This is a genomic window from Streptomyces sp. SID5910, assembly GCF_009862125.1.
Taxonomy (GTDB): Bacteria; Actinomycetota; Actinomycetes; order Streptomycetales; family Streptomycetaceae; genus Streptomyces.
The window spans coordinates 15,037-30,284 of the sequence record NZ_WWHX01000061.1; the positions used below are offsets into that span (position 1 = coordinate 15,037).

The following is a 15,248-nucleotide window of genomic DNA, read 5'->3' on the forward strand; positions in this document are numbered from 1 at the left end:
CGATGGCGAGTGAGTGCGGTTTACGCCAATGACGTGTGATCTTTGGCGTGATCGACGCTACTCGCAGACCTCGCCGATCGGAGCGGCCATTCACCCGACCGGATGGCATATTCCAGGCGACTCTTCCAGAACGACGCACCAGGGGTGTAGCATCCCGCCGCCCTCAGCGCGCGTACTCCTTCGCCACGTCCTCGATGCGCTGACGGGACTGCTCGACGTTCAGCGCCTGGGCGCGCAGATGCTCGTACATCACCGTGTACTTCTGCACGTCCTGCGCCTTCTCCAGGTACAGGTCGCTGGTGACTCCCTCGATGTACACGACGCTGGAGTCGGCGGCGTCGGCGAACTCCAGGATGGAGTACTGGCCGTTGATGCCGGGGTGCGCCCCGACGTCGAACGGCAGCACCTGCACGGTGATGTGCGGCGACTGCGACATCTCGACGACGTGCTCCAGCTGTTCGCGCATCACCTGCTTGCCGCCGACCACGCGGCGCAGCGACGCCTCGTCGAGGACCACCCACAGGCGCAGCGGGTTGGTCTCGGCGGAGATGCGCTCCTGACGCCTTATGCGGACCTGGACGCGCTTCTCGATGTCGGCGACCGACGTCTCGGGCAACGCGCCCTGGATCAGCGCCTCCGCGTACGAGCGGGTCTGCAACAGGCCGGTGATGATCTGGGGTTCGTACGTCCGCAGCGACTCGGCGTCGGTCTCCAGGCCGATGTAGACGCTGTACGGGATGTCGCCGAAGGCGTGCCACCAGCCCTGCTGGCGCGAGTCCTTCGCCATCTGCATCAGCGAGTCCACGATCCGCTGGTCCTCGACCTCGTACACCCCGCACAGGTCGCGTACGTCGCGCTGGCTGATGCTGCGCCGGCCGTTCTCCAGGCGGCTGATCTTCGACTGGGAGACCAGCAGCCGCTCCGCCACCTCCTCGGCCGTCATGCCCTTGACCTCGCGGAGCCGGCGCAGCTCCTGGCCCAGCCGACGCCGCCTGACGGTGGGATTGACATTGGACGCCACGGGACGTGCACCTCCGGCTGCGTGACTCATACGTGCCACTTTGCGTATCTGCTGTTGAGCAGACTGCCACCAAGGTGCTTTCTACCGCTGGGAAACGGTCGATATGCGCCGCGTACACGCCGGTTCGGGGACCCACCCGCACACATGGCCGCGCGGGGCGGCGGGTCCGGCCTCGTCCGGGTGTGCCGGACGTGCGGCCGGTCCCGTCGCCCCGCGCGGACCCGCGGCTCCCGTTACCGGGTCTCGGGGACTGTCGGTGCGGCGGTACGTGATGCGGTCGTGCGGTGGTGCCTGGGTGCGTGCGGTGCTGCGGATGCTGCCTGGGTGCGGCTCAGTGGACCACGGCGCGTGCCATGGATCCGTGGCGTGGTTGCGCCGGAACACCGTGGGCGGGTTCCGGGGCGGGCCTCGCCCCCGGTCCGGCGGCCTGCCGGCCGGCCGGTGCCGGGTTGCGGCGCGGCTGGGCCGCCGCACCGTTCTGGACGTCCATCACCGCGTGCGCCACCAGGCCGCCCATGGGGTCGTGCCGGATGAGGTCCCGCAGGCGGGACCGCGACGAGCGTCCTTCGTTGCCCGGGTAGAGGTGCTTGCCGAGTCCGACCGCGTGGGCCAGCGCGGCGAGCGCCGCGGTCCGCGGGTCCGGCGGTACGCCGGTGCGGATCGCCGAGTCCAGCCGGGCCTTGATCTCCCGGCTGATCGCCGTGTCCGTCGCCTGGTAGCGAGTCGTCGGCAGCACCCCGCACATCTGGCCCTCCACGGCATGCACCATGCCGCAGCGCTCCAGATGCGAAAGGTAGGTCTGGCGCAGCCCCAGGCGGGGTCCGCCAATCCAGTTGACCGCCCGTACGGGAGCGCCACGCCTTCGCAGCAGCTCCAACGCGCAGTCCAGTGTTGGATCTCCAGTCGGCCGTGGGGCCACCACGGCGATACGATCCCCGTCTGGGGCTATCCGTCCGGCCAGCGCCAGCTCCACCAGCTGTGCTCCGGCCAGACCGAGGTCGAGCGACTGCGGCTGTGCGGTGGTACCCGTGGTCGGGTCCAGCGCCAGCAGCAGAAGCTCCTCCGGAAGTGTTCTGCGGCTCCTGCCCATCCATGCCTCCCCGCGTGGATGACAGACAGGGTGACCCCTCTCACATTGGTCTGTCGAGGGTGCGTGACCGGTTCGTAGTGGAACCAGTAGGTATGTCGTTCTCGTCTACCGCGTGGGTTCTACCCGTACACAGGACACTGGTACATGGTTCGGTAGCGCACACAGGACGTGCGGCGCATGGAGGAGGCATCGGTGGCGGGCGAGTCCCCCGACAGGTCGAAGCAGCGCGAGTCGTCGGAAGAACCGACGTCGGGGAGCGCGGGTCCGGTTCCCGAAGCCAGGACCGAGGCGAGCGAGACGCGTGATCCGCGGCTGGCGGTGGCGCGGGACGCCGCGGCGTCGGCGTCCGCGACGTCCCGTGGGGGTGTGGACACGGCCACCCGGGTGCTGTCGGTCCGCGAGACGGAGACCGAAACGGAGACGCCGGAGGCGTCGGCCGACGGTGAGGGCGAGGCGGAGAGCACGCCCGAGGGCGACGCCGGGAAGGCGGCCGACACGGACGCCGAGCCCGAGGCCGGAGCTGAGGCGGACGCCGGGGCCGACGCCGAACCCGAGGCCGTGGCGGACGACACCGCCGAGGCCGAGGCTGAGGCCGACGCTGCCGACGCCGAGACCGCTGAGGACGAGACCGACGCCGACGCCAAGGCGGACGGCGCGGACAGCTCGACCGAGACGTCCGGTGACGGCCGGCTGCGTGACGCCGTGGCCGCGTGGGTCGCGACCGCCGACGAGCGGGCCGCCGCCAACGCCCGGCACGAGGCCGCGGACGAACCGGAGGACGCCGCGTCCCCCGAGAAGCCCGCGCAGGACGCCGAGAAGCCCGCCAAGGACGCCGACGCGGCCTCCGACGGGCCCGAGGACGCCCCCGAGGAGCCCGAGGACGAGCGCACCGACGCCGCCCCCGCCGACGACCCTGCCGACGCCGAACCGGAATCCGGCGCGGACGAGGACGCCGGGACCGGCAAGGGTGCCGTCGATCAGCCCACCGCCGTCTTCAAGGCCGTACGGCCGCCCGCCAAGCCCTCCGTCGACCAGCCGACGACCATGCTGAAGCTGGGCGACGCCGGAAAGACGGACGAGAAGGCCGAGAAGGGCGCCGACAAGCCCGAGGCCGAGGCCGAGCGCACCAGCAAGTTCGTCGCCCTGCGGCACCCGGACGACCCCACCACCCGCAAGCCCCCGCGGTCCGGTCAGCCCGAGAGGCCCGGCGCCGAGGCGCCCCGCGCCGCCGCCGGGGCCACCGCGGCCGTGCCGCAGGTCGGGCCCGAGCGGACCACGCAGCAGCCGCTGCCGCCGAAGCCGCCGCTGGACCTGCTGGCGGAGCTGACGAACACCCCGCCGCCCCCGGAGACCCCGCTGCGGACGACCGTGCGCCGGGTCAAGATCTGGACCCCGCTGGTCATCCTGCTGGTGATCGTCTTCGGCGTGGTGCAGGCGATGCGCCCGCTGCCCGAGCCGACGCTCGACCTCACGGCGCAGGAGAGCTTCACCTTCGAGGGCGGCAAGCCCGAGATCCCGTGGCCCGACAAGGGCCAGGCCGCGCTCGACGTGCAGGGCATCGGTTCGTTCGGGTCGTCCGGCGAGCAGAAGCCCGTGCCGATCGCGAGCGTCGCCAAGGTCATGACCGCGTACGTCATCCTGCGCGACCACCCGCTCAAGAGCGGCACCGACGGCCCGAAGATCAAGATCGACCAGGCCGCCGAGGACCAGTCGCAGGCGGGCCAGGAGTCGACCGTCAACGTCACGGCGGGCGACTCGATCTCCCAGCGGGAGGCCCTGGAGAGCATCCTCATCGCGTCCGCGAACAATGTGGCGCGGCTGCTGGCCCGCTGGGACGCGGGGTCGGAGAAGGCGTTCGTGGAGAAGATGAACGCCGCCGCGAAGGACCTCGGCATGACCAACACGACGTACACCGACCCGTCGGGCCTGAACAACACGACGGTGAGCACGGCCGTGGACCAGGTGAAGCTGGCCAAGGAGGCCATGAAGCAGCCCGCGTTCCGCGAGGTCGCCGCGATGATGTCGTACGACGACTACAAGGGCGAGAACCACGGCAACTGGAACCAGCTGGTCGGTCACAACGACGTCGTCGGCATCAAGACCGGCACCACCACCTCCGCGCTCGGCAACCTCGTCTTCGCGGCGAAGAAGGAGATCGGCGGCGAGACCCGGACCATCGTCGGGGCCGTGGTGCGCCAGCCGGCGACCGCGGACCAGGGGATCCTCGCGGCCGCGCTGGACTCCGGCGACAAGCTGATCCGGGCCGCGCAGGACACCCTGGAGTCGTCGACGCTCCTGAAGAAGGGCTCCGTCGTCGGGTACGTGGACGACGGCCTCGGCAATCGCACGCCGGTCGTGGCCACGCAGGACGTCAAGGCCGTCGGCTGGGCGGGCCTGACCGTGAAGCTGACCTTCGAGGCGGACCAGGTGCCGCACACCGCGAAGGCCGGCACCAAGGTGGGCACGCTCACCGTGGGCGACGGCGGGGTCAGCGGCGCGGTGAAGGTGCCCGTCGCGCTCCAGCAGGACCTGGTCGAACCGGCCTTCACGGACAAGCTGACCCGGATCGGCTGACCGCCGGGCCGGACCGCGACACGGTGCCCCGCGTCCCCGCGGGCAGGCAGAGCCGCAGGGGCGCGGGGCACCGTCGTGGGCGAGGGAGCCAGGGCCCACAGGTGCGTGCTAGCGTCACGAAACGGGGCAGGTCGCCGGGTCGCGGGAACGCGGCTGTGAATCGTACGGGACGGACGCGGCCGCAAGCAGAAGACGGGACACGGGGAGTGCCTTCAGGTGGCCACTGCGGAGCCGACACGCGCCGACGACGCCGATCCGGGCCAGGGGACGGGCCCGCGACCACGCGTACCTGCACCCCGCAAGGACGGCGGGGACAGCGGAGCGAGCGTGGACAGCAACGACACTGAGCGGGCCGGCGCCGACCCGGAGGCGCCGTCCGCGGCGAAGCGCGCCTTCCTGGCCGTGCGCGAGCGCATGCTGCGGCACCCCGTGCTGTCCGTCACCGCCCTCGCCGGGGTCCTCCACATCGTGTGGTTCTTCACCTTCGCGAACAGTGGCGGCGACCTCGCGGCGCAGGACGCGTGGGCGGAGTTCGTCGGCCGGCACCCGGCCTCGGCGTACAACCTCGCCTGGTACGGCGGCATGCACCCGGTGTCGTACAGCGTGGTGTCGCCGTATCTGATGTCGTTGCTCGGTGTGCGGACCACGCTGATGATCGCGGGGACGCTGTCGGCCGGGCTGCTGACGCTGGTCCTGATCCGCAGCCGGGTGGTCCGCAACCCGCTGTGGGCGACGTTCGCGGGCCTGTTCGGGCTGCTGGGCAACGCGGTGTCGGGGCGCGTGACGTTCGCGCTGGGCACGATGTTCGCGCTGGGCGCGGTGGCCACGGTGTTCTGCTGGCCGCACCGCTGGCGCCACGAACGCTGGGCGAAGGCGCTGTGCGCGGCGCCGCTGGCCGCGCTGTCCACGATGTCCTCTCCGGTGTCGGGCCTGTTCGTGGGCCTGGTGGCGGTGGCGCTGTTCCTCCAGAAGCGCCGCCCGGGCGCCTGGGCGCTGGGTCTGGCGCCGGCCGTGGTGGTCGCGCTGTCGGCCTGGCTGTTCCCGTTCTCCGGCACCCAGCCCATGGGCTTCGGCTCGACCGTGCTGCCGCTGCTGTACGCGGGCTTCGTGTTCTGGCTGGTGCCGCGTACCTGGACGACGGTGCGGATCACGTCGGCGGTCTACGGGCTGGCGGTGCTCCTGGTCTGGGCGATCAGCTCCCAGATCGGCTCCAACATCACGCGTCTGCCGATGCTCTTCGCCGGGACGGCGCTGGTGGCGGCGATGCCGTTCACGGTGCGGCGTTCGCGCAAGTGGTACGCGCTCATGGTGGCGCTCGCCGGGTTCGTCGGCTGGATCGGCTTCAAGTCGGCCGACGACGCCGTCCACACCCAGCCGGCCGCCTCCTGGGCGCGCGAGCTGGCGCCGCTGCTGAACGAGCTCCAGGAGGTCGGCGCCGAGAAGGGCCGCGTGGAGGCGGTGCCGGCGCGCTCCCACCGGGAGGCCTCGGCGCTCGCCCCGTACGTGAACCTGGCCCGCGGCTGGACCCGCCAGGCCGACATGGAACGCAACCCGATCTTCTACGACGACACGCTGAACTCGGCGAACTACCACGAGTGGCTTCAGCGCTGGGCCGTGCACTACGTGGTGCTGCCCAAGGACGAGCCGGACGGCGACGGCGGCAAGCGCGAGCGGGAGCTGCTCCAGCGGGGGCTGCCGTATCTGAAGCAGGTCTGGGGGGACGCCAACTGGCAGCTCTTCCAGGTGACCGACCCGGCGCCGCTGGCGGAGCCGGACGCGGTCGTCCAGCGGGCCGAGCAGGACGAGTGGGTCATCGACGTGCGGCGGCCGGGGCCCGTGCTGGTCCGGATGCCGTACTCGCCGTGGCTGAGCCTCGTCGACGCCGAGGGCAAGAAGCTCAAGCCGCCGCAGGAGACGGAGGCCTCCGAGGACCGGCCCGAGGGCTCGCCGAAGACGTTCGAGAACGTCAACGGCTGCCTGACGGAGACGGAGGAGACCGTCGAGGGCGACACGTGGACGGTGCTGGTCGCGCCGAAGGCGGGCACGTACCGGCTGTCGGCGCCGTACGGGTTCTCGCGCGGCACGCCCTGCCCGGACGAGATGAAGGACGAGCTCAAGGACCGGCTCGCGGAGCAGCTCGGGGACGAGCTGAAGTTCGCGCCGGAGTAGCCACCCGAGCTGGGCGGACGGCCGGGATCCCGATGCGGGGTCCCGGCCGACGTGTTTCCCGGACGCCCACGGTTGTTCATACCTGTGAACGCAGATCAGCAAGACGAACTTCTTTACCCTCTCTTGACCTGTCACTTTCTTGTCGTGCCCGCGCCGACACAACCACGATGAGCGGGCACTTCGCCGCGCGCCTCGCCCTCACCCGCTCTTGCGAAGTGTCAGCCTGCTGAGCGGAGTTCACAAGGCGGACCCCGGAAGGGGGCACATGAACGGTCTCGACTGGTCCGTGCTGATCGGCTACTTCGCCGTGATGGTGGCGATCGGCGTCTGGTCGCACAAACGCGTGGACAACGTCAGCGACTTCTTCACGGCCGGCGGCAAGATGCCCTGGTGGCTGTCCGGCATCTCCCACCACATGTCGGGCTACAGCGCGGTGATGTTCACCGGGTACGCGGGCATCGCCTACACCTACGGCGTCACGTCCTTCGTCACCTGGTCCTTCCCCATCGCCCTCGGCATCGCCATCGGGTCCCGGCTGTTCGCGCCGCGCATCAACCGGCTGCGCTCACGGCTCCACGTGGCCTCCCCGCTGGAGTACCTGAAGAACCGCTACAACCTGCCCACCCAGCAGGCCCTGGCCTGGTCCGGGATGCTGCTGAAGATCGTGGACGTGGCCGCGAAGTGGGCGGCCATCGCCACGCTGCTGTCCGTCTTCACCGGCATCACCCTCAACCAGGGCATCCTGATCACCGGCGTCATCACGGGCATCTACTGCACGATCGGCGGCCTGTGGGCGGACGCGCTGACCGAGCTCGGCCAGTTCGTCATCCAACTGCTGGCCGGCGTCGCGATGTTCGTGGCCGTCGTCATGAAACTCGGCGACCACGGCGGCTTCTTCGGTGTCTGGGACGAGCCCGCCCTCCAGGGCCACGGCAAGCCGCTGGTCGGCCCCTACGGCACGGTGTTCCTGCTCGCGTTCCTCTTCATCAAGCTCTTCGAGTACAACGGCGGCATGCTCAACCAGGCCCAGCGTTACATGGCCACGAGCAACGCCCGCGAGGCGACGCGGTCGGCGCGGCTGTCGGCGGTGCTGTGGCTGGTCTGGCCGGTGGTGCTGTTCTTCCCGATGTGGATGTCGCCGCTGCTGGTGGAGTCGCAGAAGCCGGACGGCTCCGACTCCTACGGCCTGATGACCGAGCAGCTCCTGCCGCACGGGCTGCTCGGCCTGGTCGTCGTCGGCTTCTTCTCGCACACCATGGCCATGTGCTCGTCGGACGCCAACGCCATCGCGGCCGTGTTCACCCGTGACGTGGCCCCGGTCGTGTCGGCGCGGGCACGGGCCTGGGGCGAGCGGTCCGGGCTGGTCGCGGCGCGGGTGACGACGGTGGTCTTCCTCGCCCTGTCCATGGCGGTGGCCACGCAGGTCGACTCGCCGACGTTCAAGGACATCATCACCGTCGTCATCAAGTGGGTGGCCGGTCTGATGGGCCCGATCGCGATCCCGATGATGCTGGGCCTGCTGCGGCCCTTCCGCCGCTCGGGACCGACGGCCGCGCTCACCAGCTGGGCGGTCGGTCTGCTCGCCTTCTGGCTGGTCAACTACCCGGTCAACTGGAACGTCGAGGGCGGGGTGCCGCTGGAGTACCAGGTGTCCGTCCCGCTGGCGGTCTCCCTCGTCCTCTACGTCCTCATCGGTTACCTGAAGCCGGAGGACACCCCGGAACGGCTCGCGATCATCGAGCGGGTCAACACGGACGACGACGCCTCCGGGGCGGCGGCGGCCGTCCCGGCGCCCGCCGGAGCGCCGGCCGACGCGGTGGGGCGGGCCCCGGCGAAGGACTGAGGCCGGCCTTCACGCGACTGAGGCCGGCCCTCACGCGACTGAGACCGGCCCTCACGCCCTGGGGTAGCGCGCCAGCCAGCCCGGGGACGACCCGGCCGGTCCGTGCAGGGCGGGGCCCTGGGTCATCTCCATGGCGAAGTCGTCGGCCAGTTCCAGGATCGTCGGACGGCCCTCCAGCTCGGCCAGCCAGGCCGGCGGCAGGGCCGTCTCGCCGTGCAGGGCACCGAGCAGCCCGCCCGCCAGGGCGCCGGTCGCGGCGGAGGGCCCGCCGTGGCCCCCGGCCAGCCGCAGCCCGTGCCGTACGTCCTCGGCGACGAGCGCGCAGTACACGGCGGCGGCGACCAGCCCCTCCGCGGTGCCCCCGCCGGCCAGCTCGGCCACCCGCGCGCGCGTCGGCAGCCCCTGCCGTACCGCGCCGAGCGCGTGCTGCAACGCCTCCGACACCGGCTCGTGCCCGGGCCGGACGGCGAGCAGCGCGAGTGCCCGCTGCACCGCCGGGTCCAGGCTCTCCCCCCGCGCCAGCCCGTGCACGACCACGGCGTACGCGCCCGCCGCGAGGCTCCCGGTGGGGTGGCCGTGGGTCTGCGCCGCGCACTCCACGGCGAGCTGGGCGACCAGTTGCGGCTCCCAGCCGACCAGCAGCCCGAAGGGCGCCGACCGGGCGGCCGCCTCGGGCCCGCGCTCACCGGGGTTCTTGGGCGCCTCGGGGGTGCCCATCGTGTCGTCGCCGAGCCCGAGCAGCAGGGCGCGCGTGGGGTCCCGGCGGGCGTACAGCCACTCCTCGCGGGCCAGCCAGCCGTCGTCCTTGCGCCGCTCGTCCGGCCCCCAGTCCCGCTGGGTCGCGGACCAGCGCCGGTACGCCCGGTGCAGATCGGTCGGCGGATGCCAGGCCCCGGTGTCGCGCCGTACCTGGGCGCGGATCAGCCCGTCGACGGAGAACAGGGTGAGCTGCGTGAGGTGGGTGACGGCACCGCGCCGCCCGTAGGCGGGGGTGAGGTCGGCCGGGCCCTCGGGCCCGTGCGCCTCGCGGACGGCGTCGGGGTCCATGCCGTCGAGGGGCGCACCGAAGGCGTCCCCGACGGCCACGCCCAGCAGGGTTCCGCGCACCCGGCTGCGGAAGTTTTGCTGCTCGGCACGACCCCACACGGCGGCTCCGCCCGTCGCGCCCACCTGACCTCCCGAGGCATCGCCCCTACGTACGACGCGAGCACTGTAATCGAACGAGGACGGTCGGTTCAGGGTGCGGAATGGGGCGAAAGCATGGCCTGAGCGGTCAGATGGGGACAGTCGTGGGTCGTGCCGGGTGACGACACCCACGTACGGCGGAGCTGCCCGCCGGGTGAGCGCCGGGCTCGTGGGGAATGAGGTGGGCATGACCACCACGACCACCACCGCCTCGCGGGCCCTTCCCCTGGCGGCGACCGTGCTCACCGGCACCGTCGCCCTCTACATGGCCCTCGTCGCCTTCGGGAACATCACCGACTTCGGGACGAACCAGGCGTTCGTCCAGCACGTGCTCGCCATGGACACCACGTTCAAGGACGACGACCTGATGTGGCGGGCCGTCACGAGCGAGGGCTTACAGAACGCCGCGTACGTGGCGATCATCGTCTGGGAGACGGTGGCCGCGCTCGTGCTCGTCGCCGGCACCTGGTTCGGGTTCCGGCGGGACCACGCGCGGGCACGAAGGCTCTCCACCGCCGGGTTGCTGATGGTGATGCTGCTCTTCGGTGCCGGTTTCATCGGCATCGGCGGGGAGTGGTTCGCGATGTGGCAGTCGGACACCTGGAACGGCCTGGACGCGGCGACGCGGATCTTCCTGCTCAGCGGCGTCGTGCTGATCGTCACGCACCTGCCGCGGGAACGGGCCGCCACCACGGGACGGCCCTGACGGGCCCCTACGGGACGACCGTGACCTTCGTGCCGGCCGTCGCGAACGTCCAGACGGCCTCGCCGTCGGCCTCGTGCAGCCGGATGCCGCCGGTCTTCGCCCCCTCGGCGGGCGGCGGCGGCGAGGAGCCGTCGACCGCGTGGGAGAAAGCGACCGAGACGCCGTCCTGGAGGGCGAAGTAGACGATCTGCTCGATCCGCACGCCGTCGGAGCCGGTCGTGGCCCCCTCGGTGCGGGTGCCGACCGTGTAGGCGCCGGGGTCGGGGCTGACGGTGCCGGGCCACACGGTGAACGTCCGGCGGGAGGCGTCGCTCGCGTCGACCAGCCAGACCCGCTTCTCGCCGAGGGAGTAGACGACGCGCCGCCCGGTGCCGGAGCCGTCCGGGACCGGGGTCGGCGCCTTGGGCGCGGGGGACGCCTCCGCCGAGGCCGACGGGTTCGGCTGCCGGGACACGGCGGCGGTGGGGTGCGGGCCCCGGTCCGCCTGCACGGTCAGGACGACGACCCCGGCTATCGCTCCCACGGTCAGACCGGAGACCCAGGCCCACGAGGGAAGTCGGGCAGGCACGGGCACGCATCTCCTCAGCTACGAGAACCCCGACACACCGGGGGTCCGATCATCGTACTGTGAGCGGCCCGTACCTCGGTCCGGCGGCGATCGGTCCGGCGGCGATCGGTCCGGCAGCGCTCAGTCCAGCACCGGCAGCAGCTCCGGAAGGTGCCCGTCCGAGGCCGTCGCCGCCCGCTGCCGCTCCTCGGGGACCTCGCCGTACAGCGTGGTGCGGGGCTTCGCCGGGCGGCCCGCCGCGTCCGCGACCGCGATCAGGTCCTTGACCGACTTGTACGAGCCGTAGGAGGAGCCCGCCATGCGGGAGATCGTCTCCTCCATGAGCGTGCCGCCCAGGTCGTTCGCGCCGGAGCGGAGCATCTCCGCCGCGCCCTCGGTGCCCAGTTTCACCCAGCTCGTCTGGATGTTGGGGATGTGCGGGTGCAGGAGGAGCCGGGCCATCGCGGTGACCGCGCGGTTGTCCCGCATCGTGGGGCCGGGCCGCGCGATGCCCGCCAGGTAGACCGGCGCGTTGGTGTGGATGAACGGCAGCGTCACGAACTCCGTGAAGCCGCCCGTGCGCTGCTGGATGCCGGCGAGGGTGCGCAGGTGGCCGAGCCAGTGGCGGGGCTGGTCGACGTGCCCGTACATCATCGTGGAGCTCGACCTGAGCCCCAGTTCGTGGGCCGTCTCGATCACCTCGATCCAGGTGGCCGTCGGCAGCTTGCCCTTGGTCAGGATCCAGCGGACCTCGTCGTCCAGGATCTCCGCCGCCGTGCCCGGGATGGAGTCGAGGCCCGCCTCCTTGGCCGCGCTCAGCCACTCGCGGATCGACATGCCGGTGCGGGTGGCGCCGTTGACGACCTCCATCGGCGAGAAGGCGTGCACGTGCATGCCCGGGACGCGGGCCTTGACCGCCTTCGCGATGTCGAAGTACGCCGTGCCCGGCAGGTCCGGGTGGATGCCGCCCTGCATGCAGACCTCGACCGCGCCGACCTCCCACGCCTGCTGGGCGCGGTCGGCGACCTGGTCCAGGGAGAGGGTGTAGGCGTCGGCGTCCGTGCGGCGCTGCGCGAAGGCGCAGAAACGGCAGCCGGTGTAGCAGACGTTGGTGAAGTTGATGTTCCGCGTCACGATGTACGTCACGTCGTCGCCGGCCACCGACTTACGCACGTCGTCGGCGACTTGGCACAGCGCGTCCAGCGCCGGGCCGTCGGCGTGCAGGAGGGCGAGGGCCTCGTCGTCCGTGAGCTTCGTGGGGTCGTCGGCGGCCGTGGCCAGCGCGGCGCGTACGTCGGTGTCGATGCGCTCGGGGGCCATGCCGGGCGCGGCCGCCTCGCGCAGGGCGCCCCAGTCGCCGTACACCTCGTCGAAGTCGTCGCGGCGGTCGGAGGTGCGGCCGTCGGTGTCGATGGTGCGGTGCAGGTCGGTGCGGCCGGACGCCTCGAAGACCTCGTCCGGCTCCTGCCACGGCCGCCCCTCCACCGTGGCGTCCGCGCGGGCGAGTCCGGTGTCCGGGTCGGCGAGCGCGGCCACGTGCGGGCGCAGGCGCGGGTCCAGCCAGGGCTCGCCGCGCCGGACGAACTCCGGGTAGACGCAGAGGCGTTCGCGCAGCTCGAAGCCGGCCGTGCGGGACTTGGCGGCCAGCTCCTCGATCTGCGGCCAGGGGCGCTCGGGGTTGACGTGGTCGATGGTGAGCGGGGAGACGCCGCCCCAGTCGTCGATGCCGGCGCCGATCAGCCGCTCGTACTCGGCGTCCACCAGGTTCGGCGGGGCCTGGAGGCAGGCGGAGGGACCCATGATGTGCCGGGCGACGGCGACCGTGGCGACCAGCTCGTCCAGCTCCGCGTCGGGCATGCCGCGCATCGCGGTGTCCGGCTTGGCGCGGAAGTTCTGGATGATCAGCTCCTGCACGCCGTGGTAGGCGCGGGAGACCTTGCGCAGCGCGAACAGGGACTCCGCGCGCTCTTCGTAGGTCTCGCCGATGCCGATGAGGATGCCGGACGTGAAGGGCACGGAGGAGCGGCCGGCGTCCTCAAGGACGCGCAGGCGGACGGCGGGCTCCTTGTCCGGGGAGCCGTGGTGCGGCCCGCCGGGCTCGGACCACAGGCGGGTCGCGGTGGTCTCCAGCATCATGCCCATCGAGGGCGCGACCGGCTTGAGGCGCTGGAAGTCCGTCCAGGACATGACGCCCGGGTTGAGGTGCGGGAGCAGTCCCGTCTCCTCCAGGATGCGGATCGAGATCGCGCGGACGTACGCGATCGTGTCGTCGTAGCCGTGCGCGTCCAACCACTCCCTGGCCTCCGGCCAGCGGTCCTCGGGCTTGTCACCGAGGGTGATCAGCGCTTCCTTGCAGCCGAGGGCGGCGCCCTTGCGGGCGATGTCCAGCACCTCGTCCGGCGACATGAACATCCCGTGCCCGGCCCGGCGCAGCTTGCCGGGGACGGTGACGAAGGTGCAGTAGTGGCACTTGTCGCGGCAGAGCCGGGTCAGCGGGATGAAGACGCTCTTCGAGTACGTGATGACGCCGGCGCGCCCGGCGGCCTCCAGGCCCGCGTCCCGGACCCGGGCGGCGGACGCGGTGAGGTCGTCGAGGTGCGCGCCGCGGGCCTGGAGCAGCACCGCGGCCTCGGAGACGTCGAGGGCCACACCGTCCCGGGCACGTTTGAGGGCGCGACGCATGGCGTTCTCGGTGGGGCCGGTGGGGTCGGCGGGGCCGGTTCCGGAGGTCGCGGAAGTCGTCATCCTTCGAGCATACGAGCGGCGTGATCAGGACGGGGATGCCACGGGGGGCGCGTCCGGCGGCCCACCGGGCGGTTTCCGGCCCTCCATCCGTCACACCCCTTTCCTTGCACCGGAGTTCACGGCTCAATACGAGGGTTGCACGCACCACCCCTGCACCACCCATGCCCTGTCAGCGACGACACCTGGGGAGCAGCAGCATGTGCGAGGACGACCACGCCGGGATCGGCAGACGCGCGGTGTTCGTGACGGGAGCCGCCGCCGCGCTTACGTTGGGGACCGTGAGCTTCGCTTCGGCAGCGGGCGGCCCGGCCCCACGGACCAGAACCGTACGCGGCACCCTCCCGCCCGGCTCGCCCGACTTCGTGTACGTCCCGGTGGAAGTGCCGCCGGGCGTACGCGAACTGCGGGTCTCCTACACCTACGACCGGCCCGCCGTCCCCGCCGGGACGCAGGGCAACGCCCTCGACATCGGCGTCTTCGACGAGCGCGGCACCGAGCTGGGCGGCCGGGGCTTCCGAGGCTGGTCGGGCGGGGCGCGCACGGAGTTCTTCGTCCGCGCCGACGACGCCACGCCCGGCTACCTCCCGGGCCCAGTGCGGGCGGGCACCTGGCACATCGCGCTCGGCCCCTACACGGTCGCGCCGCAGGGCCTGTCGTACGAGCTGACGATCACGCTGACGTACGGGGAGCCCGGCGACACGCCCCGGCCGGTGTATCCGCCGGCCCGCGCCAAGGGGCGGGGCCGCGCCTGGTACCGGGGCGACTGCCACCTGCACTCCGTGCACTCCGACGGCCGCCGCACCCTCGCCGAGATCGCGGCGCTGGCGCGGGCGGCGGGGCTGGACTTCATCAACTCCTCCGAGCACAACACGCACTCCGCGCACGCGCACTGGGCCGACCTCGCCGGCGACGACCTGCTGATCATGCTGGGCGAGGAGGTCACCACGCGCAACGGACACGTGGTCGCCCTCGGCACCGACCCCGGCACCTTCGTCGACTGGCGCTACCGGGCCCGCGACAACCGCTTCGGCCGTTTCGCCCGCCAGATCCGCCGCGCCGGCGGCCTGGTCGTGCCGGCCCACCCGCACGCCACCTGCATCGGCTGCAACTGGAAGTTCGGCTTCGGGGAGGCCGACGCGGTCGAGGTGTGGAACGGGCCCTACACGCCCGACGACGAGGTGGCGCTCGCCGACTGGGACGGCATGCTGGTCGCCTCGGTGCGCGAGGGCCGCGGCTGGATCCCGGCGATGGGCAGCAGCGACGCCCACCGGGACCCGGACACCATCGGGCTCCCGCAGACCGTCGTCCTCGCCGACGACCTGACCCGGGAGGCGATCCAGGACGGCATCCGGGCGGGCCGGTCGTACA

10 protein-coding genes are annotated in these 15,248 nt (G+C 72.1%); 5 read left to right on the plus strand and 5 right to left on the minus strand.

Features of this window, described 5'->3' with window-relative positions; genetic code table 11:
- Window positions 1-163: 163 nt before the first annotated feature.
- Window positions 164-1,021, minus strand: coding sequence for a type II toxin-antitoxin system RelB family anti-toxin (gene relB, locus GTW67_RS02410; protein WP_161163127.1), 858 nt, complete (start codon window positions 1,019-1,021; stop codon window positions 164-166).
- A 331-nt stretch (window positions 1,022-1,352) separates the two neighbouring features.
- A complete protein-coding gene (locus tag GTW67_RS02415; RefSeq protein WP_161163128.1) occupies window positions 1,353-2,111 on the minus strand; it encodes a GOLPH3/VPS74 family protein in 759 nt (252 codons plus the stop codon).
- A gap of 177 nt (window positions 2,112-2,288) precedes the next feature.
- Here GTW67_RS02415 and GTW67_RS02420 point away from each other — a divergent pair, with 177 nt between their 5' ends.
- From GTW67_RS02420 to GTW67_RS02430, 3 genes are all read left to right on the plus strand, one after another.
- Window positions 2,289-4,685 carry a D-alanyl-D-alanine carboxypeptidase family protein gene (locus GTW67_RS02420; protein ID WP_202436720.1) on the plus strand — a complete coding sequence of 799 codons (2,397 nt, stop codon included), beginning with the start codon at window positions 2,289-2,291 and terminating at the stop codon, window positions 4,683-4,685.
- Between the two features lie 216 nt (window positions 4,686-4,901).
- Window positions 4,902-6,854, plus strand: coding sequence for a DUF8823 domain-containing protein (locus GTW67_RS02425; RefSeq protein WP_346010536.1), 1,953 nt, complete (start codon window positions 4,902-4,904; stop codon window positions 6,852-6,854).
- Window positions 6,855-7,119: 265 nt separating this feature from the next.
- Window positions 7,120-8,697, plus strand: a complete 1,578-nt coding sequence (locus tag GTW67_RS02430) for a sodium:solute symporter family protein (protein ID WP_161163129.1) — start codon at window positions 7,120-7,122, stop codon at window positions 8,695-8,697.
- 51 nt (window positions 8,698-8,748) lie between these two features.
- Here GTW67_RS02430 and GTW67_RS02435 read toward each other — a convergent pair whose 3' ends face one another.
- On the minus strand, window positions 8,749-9,867 hold the full coding sequence (locus GTW67_RS02435; protein ID WP_161163130.1) for an ADP-ribosylglycohydrolase family protein: 1,119 nt from the start codon (window positions 9,865-9,867) through the stop codon (window positions 8,749-8,751).
- A gap of 202 nt (window positions 9,868-10,069) precedes the next feature.
- Between GTW67_RS02435 and GTW67_RS02440 the strand changes: the two genes are divergently transcribed.
- On the plus strand, window positions 10,070-10,588 hold the full coding sequence (locus GTW67_RS02440) for a DUF2165 domain-containing protein (protein ID WP_161163131.1): 519 nt from the start codon (window positions 10,070-10,072) through the stop codon (window positions 10,586-10,588).
- Window positions 10,589-10,595: 7 nt separating this feature from the next.
- Here GTW67_RS02440 and GTW67_RS02445 read toward each other — a convergent pair whose 3' ends face one another.
- Together GTW67_RS02445 and GTW67_RS02450 are read right to left on the minus strand one after the other, a co-directional pair.
- Window positions 10,596-11,156, minus strand: coding sequence for a hypothetical protein (locus GTW67_RS02445; protein WP_161163132.1), 561 nt, complete (start codon window positions 11,154-11,156; stop codon window positions 10,596-10,598).
- A 120-nt stretch (window positions 11,157-11,276) separates the two neighbouring features.
- Window positions 11,277-13,880: a bifunctional FO biosynthesis protein CofGH gene (locus GTW67_RS02450; RefSeq protein WP_161163133.1), complete on the minus strand. Its 2,604-nt coding sequence runs from the start codon at window positions 13,878-13,880 to the stop codon at window positions 11,277-11,279.
- Window positions 13,881-14,077: 197 nt separating this feature from the next.
- Between GTW67_RS02450 and GTW67_RS02455 the strand changes: the two genes are divergently transcribed.
- Window positions 14,078-15,248 (plus strand): CehA/McbA family metallohydrolase (locus GTW67_RS02455; protein WP_161163134.1); only part of this gene is annotated, 1,171 nt, incomplete at its 3' end.

Coding starts and splice junctions, on each gene's coding strand:
- GTW67_RS02415 (WP_161163128.1), bottom strand. CDS start 2,111: ATGGGCAGGAGCCGCAGAACACTTCCGGAGGAGCTTCTGCTGCTGGCG.
- GTW67_RS02420 (WP_202436720.1), top strand. CDS start 2,289: ATGGAGGAGGCATCGGTGGCGGGCGAGTCCCCCGACAGGTCGAAGCAG.
- GTW67_RS02430 (WP_161163129.1), top strand. CDS start 7,120: ATGAACGGTCTCGACTGGTCCGTGCTGATCGGCTACTTCGCCGTGATG.
- GTW67_RS02440 (WP_161163131.1), top strand. CDS start 10,070: ATGACCACCACGACCACCACCGCCTCGCGGGCCCTTCCCCTGGCGGCG.
- GTW67_RS02450 (WP_161163133.1), bottom strand. CDS start 13,880: ATGACGACTTCCGCGACCTCCGGAACCGGCCCCGCCGACCCCACCGGC.